At 72.3% G+C, this 16379-nt stretch carries 14 protein-coding genes and 1 riboswitch; of the genes, 5 read left to right on the forward strand and 9 right to left on the reverse strand.

Annotation, left to right across the window (positions count from 1 at the left end; genetic code table 11):
- Positions 1–49: 49 nt before the first annotated feature.
- The gene (locus ACLJTM_RS32630) at positions 50–823 is read right to left on the reverse strand and encodes a thioesterase II family protein (protein ID WP_411107416.1); all 774 of its coding nucleotides are present in this window, start codon (positions 821–823) and stop codon (positions 50–52) included.
- Positions 824–1232: 409 nt separating this feature from the next.
- Here ACLJTM_RS32630 and ACLJTM_RS32635 point away from each other — a divergent pair, with 409 nt between their 5' ends.
- The 4 genes from ACLJTM_RS32635 to ACLJTM_RS32650 all read left to right on the forward strand — a co-directional run bounded on the left by ACLJTM_RS32635 (position 1233) and on the right by ACLJTM_RS32650 (position 5123).
- Positions 1233–2792, forward strand: coding sequence for an acyl-CoA carboxylase subunit beta (locus ACLJTM_RS32635; RefSeq protein WP_411107417.1), 1560 nt, complete (start codon positions 1233–1235; stop codon positions 2790–2792).
- On the forward strand, positions 2789–3022 hold the full coding sequence (locus ACLJTM_RS32640; protein ID WP_411107418.1) for an acyl-CoA carboxylase subunit epsilon: 234 nt from the start codon (positions 2789–2791) through the stop codon (positions 3020–3022). Before ACLJTM_RS32635 ends, ACLJTM_RS32640 begins: the two co-directional genes overlap by 4 nt.
- A 2-nt stretch (positions 3023–3024) precedes the next feature.
- A complete protein-coding gene (locus ACLJTM_RS32645) occupies positions 3025–3834 on the forward strand; it encodes a 4'-phosphopantetheinyl transferase family protein (protein WP_411107419.1) in 810 nt (269 codons plus the stop codon).
- A 452-nt stretch (positions 3835–4286) separates the two neighbouring features.
- On the forward strand, positions 4287–5123 hold the full coding sequence (locus ACLJTM_RS32650; RefSeq protein ID WP_411107420.1) for a hypothetical protein: 837 nt from the start codon (positions 4287–4289) through the stop codon (positions 5121–5123).
- Between the two features lie 97 nt (positions 5124–5220).
- On the opposite strand, the gene ACLJTM_RS32655 is transcribed toward ACLJTM_RS32650, so the two are convergent.
- The 4 genes from ACLJTM_RS32655 to ACLJTM_RS32670 form a co-directional block, all read right to left on the reverse strand.
- Positions 5221–5871, reverse strand: coding sequence for a thymidine kinase (locus ACLJTM_RS32655; protein WP_411107421.1), 651 nt, complete (start codon positions 5869–5871; stop codon positions 5221–5223).
- Positions 5872–5967: 96 nt separating this feature from the next.
- Entirely contained in the window at positions 5968–7173 is a 1206-nt protein-coding gene (locus ACLJTM_RS32660) for an alkaline phosphatase family protein (RefSeq protein WP_411107422.1), read from the reverse strand.
- Complete coding sequence (locus tag ACLJTM_RS32665; protein ID WP_411107423.1) at positions 7173–7781, reverse strand: DUF5998 family protein; 609 nt, start codon at positions 7779–7781, stop codon at positions 7173–7175. The genes ACLJTM_RS32660 and ACLJTM_RS32665 overlap by 1 nt, the downstream gene beginning before the upstream one ends.
- A gap of 63 nt (positions 7782–7844) precedes the next feature.
- On the reverse strand, positions 7845–10655 hold the full coding sequence (locus tag ACLJTM_RS32670; RefSeq protein ID WP_411107425.1) for a GNAT family N-acetyltransferase: 2811 nt from the start codon (positions 10653–10655) through the stop codon (positions 7845–7847).
- A gap of 184 nt (positions 10656–10839) precedes the next feature.
- On the opposite strand from ACLJTM_RS32670, the gene ACLJTM_RS32675 reads away from it, so the two are divergent.
- Positions 10840–11121, forward strand: coding sequence for an HPr family phosphocarrier protein (locus ACLJTM_RS32675; protein WP_411107426.1), 282 nt, complete (start codon positions 10840–10842; stop codon positions 11119–11121).
- A gap of 290 nt (positions 11122–11411) precedes the next feature.
- Here ACLJTM_RS32675 and ACLJTM_RS32680 read toward each other — a convergent pair whose 3' ends face one another.
- From ACLJTM_RS32680 to ACLJTM_RS32695, 4 genes are all read right to left on the reverse strand, one after another.
- Positions 11412–12089 carry a GntR family transcriptional regulator gene (locus ACLJTM_RS32680; RefSeq protein WP_411107427.1) on the reverse strand — a complete coding sequence of 226 codons (678 nt, stop codon included), beginning with the start codon at positions 12087–12089 and terminating at the stop codon, positions 11412–11414.
- A 190-nt stretch (positions 12090–12279) separates the two neighbouring features.
- On the reverse strand, positions 12280–13077 hold the full coding sequence (locus ACLJTM_RS32685) for a M23 family metallopeptidase (protein WP_411107428.1): 798 nt from the start codon (positions 13075–13077) through the stop codon (positions 12280–12282).
- A gap of 12 nt (positions 13078–13089) precedes the next feature.
- Positions 13090–13249: riboswitch (cyclic di-AMP (ydaO/yuaA leader) on the reverse strand.
- A gap of 251 nt (positions 13250–13500) precedes the next feature.
- Positions 13501–14868: a M16 family metallopeptidase gene (locus ACLJTM_RS32690; protein WP_411107511.1), complete on the reverse strand. Its 1368-nt coding sequence runs from the start codon at positions 14866–14868 to the stop codon at positions 13501–13503.
- 20 nt (positions 14869–14888) lie between these two features.
- Positions 14889–16250 (reverse strand): M16 family metallopeptidase, encoded by a 1362-nt coding sequence (locus ACLJTM_RS32695; RefSeq protein ID WP_411107429.1) that lies wholly within the window; start codon positions 16248–16250, stop codon positions 14889–14891.
- Between the last annotated feature and the right edge of the window lie 129 nt (positions 16251–16379).

Here is a 16379-nt window from a genome sequence, read left to right on the forward strand (position 1 = left end):
AAACAGTAGGCCACCTTCGGCTCGTCTTTCGCCGACGATTCTCCAGCCGTCAGGAAGATGCCATCCGGGAGGTGAGTTCCCCTACGAGTTCGTCCTGTCGGGGCACCAGGTAGAAATGGTCGCCGGACAGCACCCGCAGGACGAATCCTTCCGGAGCCACCTCGGACCAGGCTTTCATGTCCGATACCCCCACCCCCGGGTCCCGGTCGCCCACATAACCGAATACCGGGCATTGCACGGGAATCGGGGAAGCTGCACGGTAGGTTCCGACGATCCGGAAGTCGGAACGGATCGCGGGCAGCACGAGCTCCCTCAGGTCCGGGTCGTCCAGGACCGCCGCCTCCGATCCTCCGAGGGCCCGGACGTACCGCACGACCGCCTCGTCGTCGAGCAGGTGGACACCGGAGGGCGCCGCCCGGTGCGGCGCTGCACGGCTGGACACGTGGAGTCCCTGCAGCCGGACGCCGTGACGGGCTTCCAGCCGCAGGGCGACCTCGTAGGCGAGGGACGCACCCATGCTGTGGCCGAACAGGGCCAGGGGCCTGTCCAGGAGCGGCGGCAGGGCCTCGACCAGTGCGTCGGCCAGTTCGTCCATGCTGTCCAGGCACGGTTCGGCGATCCGGTCCTGCCGGCCTGGGTAGCGGGCGGACAGGACTTCCACCTCGCTGCCGAACGCACCGGCCCAGGAGTGGAAGAAGGACGCCGTACCGCCGGCGTGCGGCAGGCAGACCAGCCGCAGCCGCGGTGCAGTGGAGCGGGATGCGCGACGGAACCACCGGGCGCCGGCACGGTCGGCCGCGAGGGCCACGGGCTCGGGGGTCACGGGCTGCCTTTCTGGATCTGCGGACGCGGACTTGCTCCGGCGGCGCGCCCGGGGGTGGCGGCCGCCGGAGCGGGGATGAGCCGGAGACGTCACGGGAACTCATTCCGGACGCCATTACCGGCCGGGGGCGCGGACGGACGCAACCGCCCCTACAGGAACATGCCAGGCACCGGCGCGCCGGGAAAAGCCGGCGCCGCCCCGAGTCCGCATGGTGACAACTGGCAGGACCGTGTCACGTCACGCCGCACGACGGGGACATTGCCCGGCTCCGCGAACGGTCTCCTGTCATCAATCGGCCACACGCGTGATGGCTCGGGCCGCCGGCCGTACGTTCTCGGTTGTCCGCAGGCCGCACCGGCCGCGGCCGTCGTGGCACCGCTCCACCACTAACCCTCCTGGGGGATGATCCATGCCACCGAACACCACCGCGCAGCACCGGGTCGCCGAACTCCTGACCTTGAAGGCCGCCGTCCGGCAGGGCAGTGCGGCGGGCACCGAAAGGCAGCATGCGAAAGGCAAGCTCACCGTTCACGAACGCCTGGACCTGCTCTTCGACGAGGGATCGTTCTGCGAAGTCGAGCCCTTGCGGCGGCACCGCGCCACCGGGTTCGGAATCGAGGGCAACAGGCCCCGTACGGACGGGGTGGTGACCGGCTGGGGCACCGTTCACGGGCGGACCGTCTTCGCTTTCGCACACGATTTCCGCATTTTCGGAGGCGCCCTGGGTGAGGCCCATGCCCAGAAGATCCACAAGATCATGGACATGGCCCTCCAGGCCGGTGCCCCGCTGGTCTCGCTGAACGACGGCGCGGGCGCCCGGATCCAGGAGGGCGTGTCCGCTCTGGCCGGCTACGGCGGCATCTTCGAGCGCAACGTACGGGCTTCCGGGGTCATCCCGCAGATCAGCGTCATGCTCGGCCCCTGCGCGGGGGGCGCCGCGTACTCCCCCGCTCTGACGGACTTCGTCTTCATGGTCCGCGACACGTCGCAGATGTTCATCACCGGCCCGGACGTGGTGGAGGCCGTGACCGGGGAGAAGGTCTCGCAGAACGGCCTGGGCGGTGCGGACGTGCACGCCGAGGTCTCGGGCGTGGCGCACTTCGCGTACGACGACGAGCCCACCTGCCTCTCGGAGGTCCGCTACCTGCTGTCGCTGCTGCCCGCCAACAACCGGGAGACCCCTCCGGCGGACCGCTCCACCGACCCGGCCGGGCGCCGCTGTGACGCACTGCTCGACCTGGTCCCCTCCCATGGCAGCCATCCGTACGACATGCGCAAGGTCATCGAGGAGATCGTCGACGACGGGGAGCACATGGAGGTGCACGAACGCTGGGCGGGGAGCGTCCTGTGCACCCTGGCCCGGCTCGGCGGCAGCGTCGTCGGCATCGTGGCCAACCAGCCGCAGTCCCTCGCCGGCGTGCTGGACATCCACTCCTCGGAGAAGGCCGCGCGCTTCGTCCAGTTCTGCGACGCGTTCAACATCTCGCTGGTGACGCTCGTGGACGTACCCGGGTTCCTGCCGGGAGTCGGCCAGGAGCACGGAGGCATCATCCGGCACGGCGCCAAGCTCCTCTACGCGTACTGCAATGCCACCGTCCCCCGCGTCCAGGTGATCCTCCGCAAGGCCTACGGCGGTGCGTACATCGTCATGGACTCCCGTTCGATCGGCGCAGACCTGTCGTACGCCTGGCCCACCAACGAGATAGCCGTCATGGGTGCGCAGGGCGCCGCCCATGTCGTCTTCCGCCGCAGGATCGCCGCCGCGGACGATCCCGAGGCCCTGCGAGAGCAACTGGTCAAGGAGTACGCCAGTGAGCTCATGCACCCCTACTACGCCGCGGAACGCGGCCTGGTGGACGACGTCATCGACCCCGCCGCCACGCGGGAGACCCTGGTCCGGGCCCTGGAGATGCTGCGGGCCAAGCATGCTCCTCTCCCGGTCCGCAAGCACGGGAACCCGCCCTCGTGAGCGCCCCGCACCGGCCTGCCGTCCGGACGGCGCCGACCCTGCTCTCGGTGGTCCACGGCCGTCCCACGCCGGAGGAACTCGCCGCCGTCACGGCCGTCCTGCTCGCCTCGGCCCGGATCGCGCAGGGCCGTCCGCGGCCGGGCGCCCCGGGGAGAGCCGGCTGGTCCCGGCCGGCGGACGGCCCCGCCCTGTCCTGGGCCTCGCCTGCGGCCCCGCGCACCTGGAGCTGACGATGGCCACCGCAGCACCCGCCGCGTCCCCGGCCCTCCCGGCCGGCCCCGCGGACACGCTCCGCGCCGGAGGGACCGCCGTGTGGTGGTGGCCGATTCCCGGCAGGGCGCACCCCGCGGACACCGCCCTGCTCCCCGCCTCCGAGCGGGAGCGGGCGGAGCGCTTCGGCTCCCGTGCCCGGGTGGCCGAGTACGTCACCTCCCGGGCCGCGGTGCGCCGGACACTCGCGGGACTGGTGGGCGTCGAACCGCCCGCGGTGGAACTCGGCCGCCTGCGCTGCCCCTGCTGCGGCGACCCCGGACACGGCCCGCCCACGATCCTGAGTCCGTCCGTACCGTGGTGGATCGGCATCTCGCACACGGCGGGTCTCGGGCTGCTGGCGGTGTCCGGGGCTCCCGTCGGTGTGGACGTCGAACGGATGCGCAGCATTCCGGCGGAGGACCTGTCGTCCGCGGTGCTCACCTCCTCGGAACGCGAGTTCGTCCTCTCCGTCCCCCCGGGGGAAGGCCGGGTGGCGGCGTTCCTGCGGGTCTGGACACGCAAGGAGGCGACGCTGAAGGCCGTCGGCACCGGCATCTCCAGTGATCTCACCGCGCTGGAAACGCACCCTCGGCGTACCGGGACGGCCGAGGTCACGGCGGGTGTGCCGGGCGGCGACCCGCGCACCTGGCATGTGACCGACCTGCCCCTGCCCGGACCGTGGTCGGCGGCCACCGCCGTCGCCCGGCGCGAGGGCGGCGCAGGCCCGGTACGCCTCTACGCAGCCGCAGCCCGCTCCACCGCGGGCCCGGTCAGGCGTGGTGGTGCGTGATGTGCAAAGCCAGGGTCTTCCTTCTCAAGCGTCCACCAGCTCGCGCCAAGGACGCTGCGGCTCTGAGGTGCACGGCAGACTCGATGCCCGCGGTGCCGTGTGCGTGGGCCGCCACGGGCAACCCGGCCTTGCGTTCCTCGGCCACGACCGAGTGCAGCTCGGCGATGGTGAACTGACCCTGACACGTGGGCGGACCGCCCTTCGTGATACCACCCCCGGTAGCCATCGCCTCGATCACATCAACGCCGTCCTCAAAGGTTGCGAAGGACCAGCGATGACCACCGGGCGGGATGGGGGTACCAGCGCTGATTTCTGCCGTGCGCCCTCCGCGCCCTCATTCATGCGAACGAATATGGCCAGCGGCATACGTGCCCCGTTTCCCCACGAAGAGGCGCCAACCATGATGGTCAGGACACCGAGCACCCGTGCAAGGACAGGTGAGGTGAGCAGCGTTGAGGAAGTTCCTGGCAACAGCCGCCCGGTGGGCGGCGCCCACCGTGGTCCTCGCACAGGTCTGTCTCGTATGGACCGGCGTGTTCAGCCTGGGCGAGGCTGTCGCGGTGGGACTGCTCCTCGAACTCTCGTTGGCCGGCATCGTCCTCACTGAGATCGCTCTGGCCAGGCGGGCCTTCCGTGCCTCCAGGAGCCAGGGAGCCGACGGTCAAGAGGCCCTCCACCAAGCGCTGTGCGCCGTCTTACCCGCGCCCGTCGCCAAAGCGATGGGGATGGAGTTCGGGCTGTTCCGTGCACTCTGGTGCTGGATCCGCCGGAAGCCGGACGCGCCTGAAGGACACCAGATCCTGACCTACGGGTCTGAAATCAAGCCGATCATGTGGGTGATGCTCTTCCTTGTACCGCTGGAGCTCCTCGCCGTCGAACTGTTGATCCCGTGGACGGTGGCGCGCATCGCCCTGCTCGTGCTCTCCGTGTACGGGACGGTATGGGTGCTCGGATTCATCGCAGCGCTCTCCATCCGCCCTCACACGGTCGGATGCGGCAGCATCGTCTTGCGCTTCGCCCACTTCACGCAGATCACCATTCCGCTGGAACTCGTGGAATCGGTTCGCTCGTCCCGACACAGCGGCTACCGCAGGGCGGTCAACATCAGCGACGGGGTGTTGGCGATGCCGATCGGCGACTCCACCACCTTGAGCATCAAGCTGCGCGAGCCCTACTCGGTGGCGCCCAAGCCCGGGAAGCCGGTGCAAGCGGTACGAGAGGTTCGCTTCGCTGCGGACGACACCCGCGAAGCCATCCGCGTGCTCACGGCGAACATCTCCGGAAGCTGACCCGAGGCCGGGTCTCGGCCCGGACAGCGCCGCCATGGCCATCCTGATGGGCCGGCCACGATGCGGCGAACCGGGCACACAACACAGAGCCGCCCGGTCAGGCGTGGTTGACCGGGAGGACGTCCGGGGAGAGGGCTCCGGCCTGGGCCGAACCGCTCGTCATGCGCCGGCGGTGGTGGCGGCGGCACAGGACCTCGTAGCCGATCTCCCCCGCCGGGCGGTTCACGTCGCCGACCACGACCTGGGCGCCTTCGACGACCATCTCGCCCCCTATCGTGCGGGCGTTGTGCGTGGCGCGGGCCCCGCACCAGCACAGTGCCTCGACCTGGAGCTGCTCGATGCGGTCCGCGAGCTCGATCAGCCGCTGCGAACCCGGGAAGAGCTTCGTGCGGAAGTCCGTGGTGATCCCGAAGGCGAAGACGTCCATGTCGAGGTCGTCCACGATGCGGGCCAGCTGGTCGATCTGGTCCGGCGCCAGGAACTGGGCCTCGTCCACGATCACGTAGTCCGCCCTGCCGCCCTTGGAGAGCAGCGCGACGAGGTACGCGTACAGGTCCATGCCCTCGCCTGCCTCGACCGCCTCCGTCACCAGGCCGAGACGGGAGGACAGCTTGCCCTCGCCCGCACGGTCGTCCCGGGTGAAGATCACGCCCACCAGGCCCCGGGCGGAGCGGTTGTGCGTGATTTGCAGAGCCAGGGTGCTCTTTCCGCAGTCCATCGTTCCGGAGAAGAACACCAGCTCGGGCATGGGGAGTACGGGACCTTTCGGATCATGCGCGGTAAGGAAGGCACAGGGGGCGGCGCGCTGAGGGGGTGGCGGGCGGAAGAGGCGGCGGGCGGAGGGTCAGGAGCGGACTTCCAGCAGCGGGACGAGCTGCTCGGCCGCGGTCATGGAGCCGTGCATGCCGACGAGAGCCGACTCGTTGGGCTCGCTCCGCGAGGCGGTGATGGCGACCTCCCCGTGGGCGGCCGCCACCACGTCGCCGATCCGGCCGAGTACGCGTTCGTCGCACTCGCCCGGGGTGCCGAACCAGCCGAGTTCCAGGGCCTCTTCGCGGCCGGCGATCCAGAACCGGTCGCCGAGGACCTCGCGCCACACGGTCAGTACGTCCGCCTCGGCGCCCGGGACCGCGTACACGTGCCGGGCCCGGCCCTCGCCCCCGAGCAGGGCCACGCCCGCGCCCAGTTCCCAGTCGTCGTCGTAGTCGATGCGGGAGTCCTCGTCGAAGGGGACGTCGACCATGCCGTGGTCCGCGGTCACGTACAGCGCGGTGCGCGGCGGCAGTTGCTCGGCGAGCCGCTGGACGAGCCGGTCGACGTACATCAACTGGCCGCGCCACGCGTCGGAGTTCACCCCGTGCCGGTGGCCGGCTCCGTCGAGCTCGCTGTAGTAGGTGTAGACGAGCGAGCGGTCGCCGGCGGCGAGCCGCTCCGCCGCGAGGTCCATCCGCTCCTCGCCGGTCATCCGGCCGAGGAAGGTCCCGCCGCTGAGTGCGACCTTGGTGAGGGGCGTGGTCTGGAAGGCGGGCGAGGAGACCTGCGCCGTCGCCACCCCCGCCTTGTCGGCCTGCTGGAAGACGGTGGGGTACGGCTGCCAGGGCTTGGGCGGTGTCCAGGGGTGCCAGCGCAGCTGGTTCATCAGCTCCCCGGTGGCCGGGTTGCGCACCGCGTAGCCGGGCAGACCGTGCCGGGCCGGCGGCAGGCCGGTGCCGACGGAGGCCAGCGAGGTGGCGGTGGTCGCCGGGAAGCCCGCGGTGATCGGCCGGCCGGTCCCGCCGCGCGAGCTGCCGAGCAGGGAGGTCAGGTAGGGGGCCTCGTCCGGGTGGGCCTTGATCTGCTCCCAGCCCATGCCGTCGACCAGGAACACGCAGTTGCGGTCGGCCGGGGACAGCTCCGCGAGACGGGCCGTGAAGCCGGGGACGCCCTGCCCGGCGGCGAGGGTGGGCAGCAGGTCGGCGAGTGAGCCCGACCCGTACGCGGGGACGGGGGCGGTGGCGAGGTCCAGCGGCTCCGGCTCGTCCTGCCAGCTCTGTGCCGGGGCGTACGGCATCAGCGGGCGGTCGGGGCGGAGGTGGCCGCGGTCGCCTCGGAGAGGGCCTGCGCGAAGACCAGGGTCTGGCGCACCGCCTCCGGGCCGTCCCCCGCCTCGCTGACGCGCAGGCTCAGGTCGTCGGCGGTGGAGTTGCCGGTGTAGCCGTGGTCGGCGTCGCAGTTGGCGTCACCGCAGGCGGCGGGCTCCAGGTCGATCCGGGAGACGGCGCCCCAGCCGATGGTCAGGACGACCTCGCGGGGCAGGGTGCCCGGGGTGTACGACTCGGGGTTGGCGACGACGCGGCTCAGCACCACCGAGGAGATGCTGGAGAGCTTGACCGACTCGGTGGAGGTGGTCGCGTACGGGGACGGGGAGCCCGCGTCGGCGGCCTGCTCGTCGGTGTGGCTGACGATGAACCGGTTTCCGGTCAGGACCAGCACGGTGACGTGGCGGCGCACCTCGTTGGAGTCGAAGGTCGTCTCCTGGTGGACCAGGTACGACGCGATCGGCTCGCCGCCCACCGCGGCCTCCACGGCCTCGGCCACGAGGGCCGGGTAGTAGCCGCTGCGCTCGATCGCCGTGCGCAGCCCCTGGGTCGTCGTACCGGATTTCGCCATGAGGTCCATCCTAAGGCCCGTACGGGGCGCCCCGGCCGCTCCGGGGCACGGCCGGGCCCGGCCCGGCGGCGCTCAGTAGCTGGGGAGGGTGCGCGGGCCGACGTCGCTGCGGGCCGGGGGGTGGGCGATGCGGACCGTGGCGCTGAGGACGGAGAGGCCCTCGGTGGCGACGACGACGGGTTCCAGGGAGACGCCGATCACCTCGGGGTGGTCGTCGACCAGGCGCGACAGGCGCAGGAGGAGCTCCTCCAGGGCGGGGGTGTCCACGGGGTCGCTGCCGCGCCAGCCGAAGAGGAGGGGTGCGGTCCGGATCGACCGGATCAGTTCGGCGGCGTCGCGGTCGGTGGCCGGGACGAGGCGGTGCGCCGTGTCGCCCAGCAGTTCGGAGGCGACCCCGGCGAGTCCGAAGGAGAGGACGGCGCCGGCCGCCGGGTCGATCACGGAACGGACGACGGTGTCGACGCCGCGGGGCACCATGGCCTGCACCACCGGCTGGATCTCGGCCGGCTTCCCCAGCGTCTCGGTGAGCTCCTCGTAGGAGCGCCTCAGCTCGGTCTCGTTCGCCAGGTCGAGCCGTACGCCGCCCAGGTCGGCGCGGTGGCGCAGGTGCGGGGCGGTGGCCTTGAGTGCGAGGGGGTAGCCCAGGGCCCGGGCGGCCCGGACGGCGGCGTCGGGCGAGAGGGCGGGCAGGGTGGGCAGGACGTGGATGCCGTACCGGTCGAGCAGGGCGTGCGCATCGAAGTCGGACAGGGTCAGGACGGACCGGCCGTCGACTCCGGCGAGCAGCCGGGCCAGCTGGGCCCCGGCCCCGGCCTCGTCGATGTCCTCGTACGCGGGGACCAGGCCGGCCTCGGCGTTGGCCCGCCGCCACTGCCCGTACCGCACGCCCTCGGCGACGGCCTTCACGGCGCGTTCGGCCGCGGGGTAGGCGGGGATGCGGAGCCCGTCGGCGGACGGCCGGGGCCGGAGCGCCGCCCGCTCCGCGGCGGACTCCTGGATCGGCGCCGGGGCCGGCGCTCCCGCCGGGCCGGGCCGGGCCGCGGCGGGAGCCGGGGCCGCCCCCGCGGAGAGGGCCTCCGCCAGGGCGCCCAGTTCGACGTGGACCACGGCCACCGGCTTGCCGGGGTGCGCGGCCACCGCCTCGCGCAGGGCGTCGGCGAGCTCGCCGGCCGGCTCGTGGCCGCCGACCCAGGGGATCGCCGTGACGACGACCGCGTCGTTGGCCTCGGAGGCCAGGGCGGCGGCGAGGGCGTCGCGGAAGTCCGCCGGCTCGGCCGCCGTGGTCAGGTCGAGCGGGGGCAGCGGCCGCAGCCCCTGGGTCAGGCAGGCGTCGTAGGTGAGGACCCCGAGGGACTCGGAGTTGCCGAGGATGGCGATGCGCGGGCCCGCGGGCAGCGGCTGCGAGGCCAGCAGCAGCCCGACGTCCACCAGCTCCGTGACCGTGTCGACCCGGATCACGCCCGCCTGCCGCAGCAGCGCGGAGACGGTGGCCTCCGGCAGCCGGGTGCCGGGGACGACGTGCCCGGCCGGGGTGTGGCGGCCCCCCTTGGCGACGACCACCGGCTTCACGGCGGCCGTCCGGCGGGCGAGGCGGGAGAACTTGCGCGGGTTGCCGAGGGTCTCCAGGTAGAGCAGCGCGACGTCCGTCGCCTCGTCCTCGTACCAGTACTGGAGGATGTCGTTCCCGGAGACGTCGGCCCGGTTTCCCGCCGAGACGAAGGAGGACAGCCCTTCCCCGCGCCGCAGCAGCGCGGACAGCAGGGCGATCCCGATCGCGCCGGACTGGGTGAACAGGCCGATCCGGCCGCGGGCCGGCAGGGGGGCGGGGGTGAGGGAGGCGTTGAGTTCCACGTCCGGGGCGCTGTTGATCACCCCGTAGGCGTTCGGGCCGATGAGGCGCATCCCGTACGAGCGCACCTGCCGCACCAGTTCACGCTGGCGGGCGAGTCCGGCCGGGCCGGACTCGCCGTACCCGGCGGACAGGACGACGAGCCCCTGCACCCCGTGCTCGCCGCAGGCCGCGACGGCCTCGGGGACCCGCTCCGCCGGGACCGCGAGCACCGCGAGGTCGACCGGGGCGCCGATGTCGGCAAGCCGGCGGTAGGCGCGCACCCCGTCCAGGAGGTCGGCTTCGGCCGCCTCGTTGACGGCGTACAGGTGGCCGTGGAAACCGCCGTCGCGCAGGTTGCGCAGGGTGGCCGCGCCCAGGCCTCCCCCGGTGCGGCTGACTCCGACGACGGCCACCGAGCCGGGGGCCAGCAGCCGCTGCACCGAGCGGGCCTCGGCGCGCTGCTCGCGGGCCCGCTGGACGGCGAGGGACTCGGCGGTGGGTTCCAGGTCGAGGGTGAGGTGGACCGAGCCGTCCTCGAAGCTGCGCTTCTGCTGGTAGCCGGCGTCCGTGAACACCTTGATCATCTTGGTGTTGGCGGGCAGCACCTCGGCGGCGAACCGGCGGATGCCCCGCTCGCGGGCCACCGCACCGATGTGTTCGAGGAGGGCGGAGGCGACTCCGCGGCCCTGGTGGGCGTCCTGGACGAGGAAGGCCACCTCCGCCTCGTCGGCGGGGCCTGTCGCGGACCGCCCGTCGGCGCCGATCCGGTCGTAGCGGACGGTGGCGATGAACTCCCCGCCGACGGTCGCGGCCAGGCCGACGCGGTCCACGAAGTCGTGGTGCGTGAAGCGGCGCACGTCCCGGTCGGAGAGGCGGGGGTAGGGGGCGAAGAAGCGGTAGTACTTCGACTCGTCGGAGACCTGCTCGTAGAAGCTGACCAGCCGTCCGGCGTCCGCGGTGGTGATCGGCCTGATCCGGGCGGTGCCGCCGTCCCGCAGGACGACGTCCGCTTCCCAGTGGGCCGGGTACGAGGGGTCCGACTCGATGGTCATGGGGCCACCTTAGGCGGTGGCGCGGCCGGGCGGCCCTGGCGCGGCGCATCCGGCAGGGCGGCGCAAACCAGTGCAAGCTGGGGAGGGCCGAACGGCGGCGGATCCGGGCCCGAGGTCGGTCGGAGCATTCGGGACGCCGTGAGAGACTGGTCTAGACAACCGTAAGAACCTGAAGGGCATCACCATGGCAGAGCGCCGCGTCAACGTCGGGTGGGCCGAAGGCCTGCACGCTCGTCCCGCCTCGATCTTCGTCCGTGCGACGACCGCTTCCGGCGTCCCGGTGACCATCGCGAAGGCCGGGGGCGACCCCGTCAACGCCGCCTCCATGCTGGCGGTCCTGGGCCTGGGTGCCCAGGGCGGCGAGGAGGTCGTGCTCGCGTCCGAGGCCGAGGGCGCGGACGCCGCGCTGGACCGCCTCGCCAAGCTCGTCGCGGAGGGCCTTGAGGAGCTTCCCGAGACCGTCTGAGCCCTTCGGGTTCGCCGGAGCCGTGGTTCCCCCTGACCGGGGGGCCGCGGCTCTTGTGCGTGACGGCACGGGTATGCGGCATTCGGTGTGACGACGAAATGTGTGCACGGGAATTTACTGCGCGGGAATACAGCCCGACAGGATTGCGGCGCAGCGAATTCCGACCGGGCGAATACGTCATACATTCCGGTGCGATGCATGACGGGCGCGACGGAATTCCCCCCGGGCGGACCGGACAATTCCGCAAGGGGCCTGCGGAGCGGATACCAGCCCTTTGTATACGGCCCCTGTTAAGGCCGGCCGCCCGACATGTTGACGGCAGGTTGCGACATGCTCACCGCGGCCCGCGGCCGCAGCCGGTGGACCCCGGCCGCACGCTCGGCGTGGAGCGCGGTCAGCGCCCGGGCCCGCTCGGCGTCCCCGCGCGCCACGGCATCGACGATCGCTCCGTGCTCCGCCCAGGACTCGGCGGGCCGCTCCGGGGCTCCGACCGCGTACATCCAGGCGATCTTGTGCCGCGTCTGGGTGAGCAGCACGATCAGCCCGGGGCTGCCGGAGGCCTGGGCGAGGGTCTCGTGGAACCAGCCGCCCAGGGACCGCAGGTCCTCCCCCTGGCCCCGGCTGGCCCGCTCCCGGCCCAGTCGGACCAGCCCGCGCAGCACCCTGAGGTGGGCGTCGGTGCGGCGGCGGGCGGCCCGGGCCGCGGCGAGCGGCTCCAGGAGCATCCGCAGCTCCAGGAGGTCGGCCGCCTCCTGCCCGGTCGGCTCGGCCACCCACGCGCCCGCATGGCGCCGGGTGGTCACGAACCCCTCGGACTCCAGGGTCCGCAGCGCCTCGCGGACGGGGACGCGCGAGACTCCGTACCGGCGGGCCAGCACGTCCTCGGTCAGCCGGCTGCCCGGCCCGAAGACGCCGGAGACGATGTCCTCGCGAATTGCGGTGCATACCGCGTGGGCAGGAATACGCACGACCGACCTCCGCCTGTTTCCGTACGCCGTCACCGTGGATACACCGGCGCCATGTGCACACCGACTCTATGGCAATACACGGCGAATTCCGAGGGCGGCCGGAAATAGCGCGGATTTCCCCGGGGTTCAACGGCACGAAGGCCCCGGCTCGGAGAGCCGGGGCCTTCGGTGAAGCGGGTGGCGCTGCGGGTCAGAGGCTGACGCCGTGCGAGCGCAGGTACGCGACCGGGTCGATGTCCGAGCCGTAGTCGGCACCGGTGCGGGCCTCGAAGTGCAGGTGCGGGCCGCTGGAGTTGCCGGTGGAGCCCGACAGCCCGATCTGCTGGCCCGGGGTGACCTGCTGGCCGACGGAGACGCTCAGCGAGGCCATGTGGCCGTACTGGGTGTACGTGCCGTCGTTGTGCTTGATCACGACGTTGTTGCCGTAGGCACCGCCCCAGCCCGCCTCGACGACCGTACCGATGCCCACCGCGTGGACCGAGGTGCCGGAGGAGGCGCGGAAGTCGATGCCGGTGTGGCTGCCGGAGGACCACATGCCGCCGCCCGCGTGGTACTGGGTGCTGACGCTGCTGTCCACCGGGGCGACGAAGGTGTTGAGGCGCTTGCGCTCCTCCTCGCGGGCCGCACGCTCGGCGGCCTCGCGCTCGGCCTTCGCCTTGGCCTCGGCCAGGCGCTTGGACTCGGCGGCACGCTGCTTCGCGTCGGCCTCGGCCTTGGCCTTGGCCGCGGCGTGCTCTGCGGCACGCTGCTGGGACTCGGCCTGGTCCTCGATGTCACCTGCGAGGTCCTCGGCCACCACGACCGCGCCGAGGGCGTTGTCCTGGGCGGTGGTGTCGGTGTTGTCGGCCGCGAAGGCCGGACCGGCGAGGGAACCCACGACGCCGGTGGTGGCGAGGGCGGCGATACCGGCGTAGCCGGCGGTCTTGCGGCTCAGACGGCTGGTGCCACGGTGCTTGCCGGAACCGGCGGGACGACTGCCAAACGCCATGAAGGGGTTGATCCTTTCCTTCCTTCTCGCCTACCGGGTTAGCTGACGGGTTCGGAGCAGGAAGGTCTCCTACGGGCCTCCTCTTGCGAGGCGGTCCGATTCACCCCAGGGACGCATGTGGGTCCCCGGCTCCCCAGGCTCGCGCCTGACGGGGACTCGGCGATTGCTGTCCGGTGCCGCGGATGCGGCGGGTACCACTGACGAACAGCACCGCTGACGCTAGGCGGATCATCAGGAGATCACCAAACAGACGGGCCATTTTGTTGCGTACGCCACACCGCATAAAAGCAACCTCACCACTAAACGGACAAAAAGGGGTCCTGGCGAACATTCCGCCAGGACCCCTTCGGAGTGGGCCGGTTGGTGCACCTCGCGACGCTTGTTCCGCGCCCGTCCTGCGCCCGTCCCGCGCCCGTCGGGGCGTCAGTTGGTGACGACGCTCACTTCGCCGATGCCGAGGGCCCGCACGGGCTCCGCGATCTGCGCCGCGTCCCCGACGAGGACGGTGACCAGCCGGTCCACCGGGAAGGCGCTGACGACCGCCGAAGTCGCCTCCACGGTGCCGGTCTCGGCCAGTCGCGCGTACAACTGCGCCTGGTAGTCGTCCGGGAGCTCCTGCTCCACCTGGTCCGCGAGGGTCCCCGCGACGGAGGCCGCCGTCTCGAACTTCAGCGGTGCGACGCCCACCAGGTTCTGTACCGCCACGTCCCGCTCGGCGTCGGTCAGGCCGCCCTCCGCGAGGGTCCGCAGGACCTTCCAGAGGTCGTCCAGCGCCGGACCCGTGTTCGGGGTGTCGATGGAGCCGCTGATGGCGAGCATCGAGGCGCCCTTGCCGTCCGCGGTGGAGCGCAGGACCTGGCCGAAGGCGCGCACCCCGTAGGTGTAGCCCTTCTCCTCGCGCAGCACCTTGTCCAGACGGGAGGTCAGGGTGCCGCCGAGGCAGTACGTGCCGAGCACCTGGGCCGCCCAGACCCGGTCGTGCCGGTCCGGGCCGATCCGCCCGATCAGCAGCTGGGTCTGGACCGCCCCGGGCCGGTCGACGATGACCACGCGGCCGGTGTCGTCGGCCGTCACCGGCGGCACCGGGCGGGGCTCGGCGGTGTCCCCGGTCCAGGCGCCGAGGGTGTCCGCCAGGGCGGCGTCCAGGTCGATGCCGGTCAGGTCGCCGACGACCACCGCGGTGGCGGTGGCGGGGCGCACGTGGGCCTCGTAGAAGGCGCGCACGGCCCCGGCGTCGATGCGGGCGACCGTCTCCTCGGTGCCCTGCCGCGGGCGGGACATCCGCAGGGTCGCCGGGAACAGCTCCTTGGAGAGCTGCTTGGCGGCGCGGCGCTGCGGGTTGGCCAGCTCGTGCGGGATCTCGTCGAGCCGGTTGCGCACCAGCCGGTCCACCTCGGCGTCGGCGAAGGCCGGGGCGCGCAGGGCCTCGGCGAGCAGCCCCAGGGCCTTGGTCAGCCGGGAGGCGGGCACCTCCAGGGAGACCCGCAGGCCCGGGTGGTCGGCGTGCGCGTCCAGCGTGGCGCCGCAGCGCTCCAGCTCGGCGGCGAACTCCTCGGCGGAATGCTTGTCGGTGCCCTCGGACAGGGCGCGGGCCATGATGGTGGCCACGCCGTCCAGGCCGGCCGGCTCCGCGTCGAGCGGGGCGGCGAGGTTGACCTCCACCGCCACGACCTGCTGGCCGGGGCGGTGGCAGCGCAGCAGGGTCAGGCCGTTGGGCAGCACCGAGCGGTCCGGTGCCGGGAAGGCCCACGGCTGGGGCTCCCCGGCCTGCGGCTGCGGGTGGAAGGTCATCGTGACGGCTGCGGTGTCGCTCACTGCTCCGCCCCCTCGTTCTCGTTGCTGTCGGCGGTCTCTTCGCCCTCGGACCCGTCGGCCGACGGCTCGTACACGAGCACCGCGCGGTTGTCCGGGCGCAGCCGGGCCGCGGCCACGGCCTGGACCTCCTCGGCGGTGACGTCGAGGACGCGCTGGACGGCGGTCAGCGCCAGCTGCGGGTCACCGAACAGGACCGCGAAGCGGCACAGTTCGTCGGCGCGCCCGGCCACCGTGCTGAGCCGGTCCAGCCACTCCCGTTCCAGCTGCGCCTGGGCGCGCTCCATCTCCTCGGCCGTGGGGCCCTCTGCGGCGAAGCGCGCGAGCTCCTCGTCCACGGCCGCCTCGATGGCGGGGATCTCGACACCACTGGACGTCTTGACGTCGAGCCAGCCCAGGGAGGGTGCGCCGGCCAGCCGCAGCATGCCGAAACCCGCCGCGACGGCCGTCTGGTCGCGGCGTACCAGCCGGTTGTGGAGCAGCGAGGACTCGCCGCCGCCCAGGATGGTCAGCGCCACGTCGGCGGCGTCGCACTCGCGGGTGCCGTCGTGCGGGAGCCGGTAGGCGGCCATCAGGGCGCGCGCCGGGACGTCCTCGACGATCTCCTCGCGCAGCTGCTCCCCGATGGTCTCGGGGAGGGTGCCGTCGCGCGGGGGCTGCTTGCCGTCGTGCCCCGGGATGGTGCCGAAGTACTTCTCGACCCAGGCGAGCGTCTGCTGCGGGTCGATGTCGCCGACGATGGACAGCACCGCATTGTTGGGCGCGTAGTAGGTGCGGAAGAACGCCCGGGCGTCCTCCAGCGAGGCCGCGTCCAGGTCGGCCATCGAGCCGATCGGGGTGTGGTGGTACGGGTGGCCCTCGGGGTACGCCAGGGCGGTCAGCCGCTCGAAGGCGGTGCCGTAGGGGACGTTGTCGTACCGCTGGCGGCGCTCGTTCTTGACGACGTCGCGCTGGTTCTCCATGGACTCCTCGTCCAGGGCGGTCAGCAGCGAGCCCATCCGGTCCGCCTCCAGCCAGAGGGCGAGCTCCAGCTGGTGGGTCGGCATCGTCTCGAAGTAGTTGGTGCGCTCGAAGCTGGTGGTGCCGTTGAGGGAGCCGCCGGCGCCCTGGACCAGCTCGAAATGCCCGTTGCCGGGTACGCTCGCCGAGCCCTGGAACATCAGGTGCTCGAAGAGGTGAGCCAGGCCGGTGCGTCCCTTGACTTCGTGGCGCGAGCCGACGTCGTACCAGAGGCAGACCGCGGCGACCGGGGTCAGGTGGTCCTCGGACAGCACCACGCGCAGGCCGTTGGCCAGCCGGTGCTCGGTCGCTGTCAGGCCGCCGGAGCCGGCCTGGGCTGTGGCCGTGTGACCCATGGGCATGTGGTCCCTTCGATCGCGATGCAGAGATTTCCGTCAGACCTGCCACTGTATGCAAGCGCGTCGGCCGCCGGATAAGTTCCCGGGTCACACCTGGGTCGGAGTCCGCGTTGTCGGCGCCTCGGGCCACAA

This window comes from Streptomyces sp. cmx-4-9 (genome assembly GCF_046548835.1).
Classification (GTDB): domain Bacteria; phylum Actinomycetota; class Actinomycetes; order Streptomycetales; family Streptomycetaceae; genus Streptomyces.

What these genes read in the sequence shown, in the direction of transcription:
- ACLJTM_RS32635 (WP_411107417.1), top strand. Translation starts at nt 1,233, where the DNA reads ATGCCACCGAACACCACCGCGCAGCACCGGGTCGCCGAACTCCTGACC.
- ACLJTM_RS32645 (WP_411107419.1), top strand. Translation starts at nt 3,025, where the DNA reads ATGGCCACCGCAGCACCCGCCGCGTCCCCGGCCCTCCCGGCCGGCCCC.
- ACLJTM_RS32655 (WP_411107421.1), bottom strand. Translation starts at nt 5,871, where the DNA reads ATGCCCGAGCTGGTGTTCTTCTCCGGAACGATGGACTGCGGAAAGAGC.
- ACLJTM_RS32660 (WP_411107422.1), bottom strand. Translation starts at nt 7,173, where the DNA reads ATGCCGTACGCCCCGGCACAGAGCTGGCAGGACGAGCCGGAGCCGCTG.
- ACLJTM_RS32665 (WP_411107423.1), bottom strand. Translation starts at nt 7,781, where the DNA reads ATGGACCTCATGGCGAAATCCGGTACGACGACCCAGGGGCTGCGCACG.
- ACLJTM_RS32670 (WP_411107425.1), bottom strand. Translation starts at nt 10,655, where the DNA reads ATGACCATCGAGTCGGACCCCTCGTACCCGGCCCACTGGGAAGCGGAC.
- ACLJTM_RS32675 (WP_411107426.1), top strand. Translation starts at nt 10,840, where the DNA reads ATGGCAGAGCGCCGCGTCAACGTCGGGTGGGCCGAAGGCCTGCACGCT.
- ACLJTM_RS32685 (WP_411107428.1), bottom strand. Translation starts at nt 13,077, where the DNA reads ATGGCGTTTGGCAGTCGTCCCGCCGGTTCCGGCAAGCACCGTGGCACC.
- ACLJTM_RS32690 (WP_411107511.1), bottom strand. Translation starts at nt 14,868, where the DNA reads ATGACCTTCCACCCGCAGCCGCAGGCCGGGGAGCCCCAGCCGTGGGCC.
- ACLJTM_RS32695 (WP_411107429.1), bottom strand. Translation starts at nt 16,250, where the DNA reads ATGCCCATGGGTCACACGGCCACAGCCCAGGCCGGCTCCGGCGGCCTG.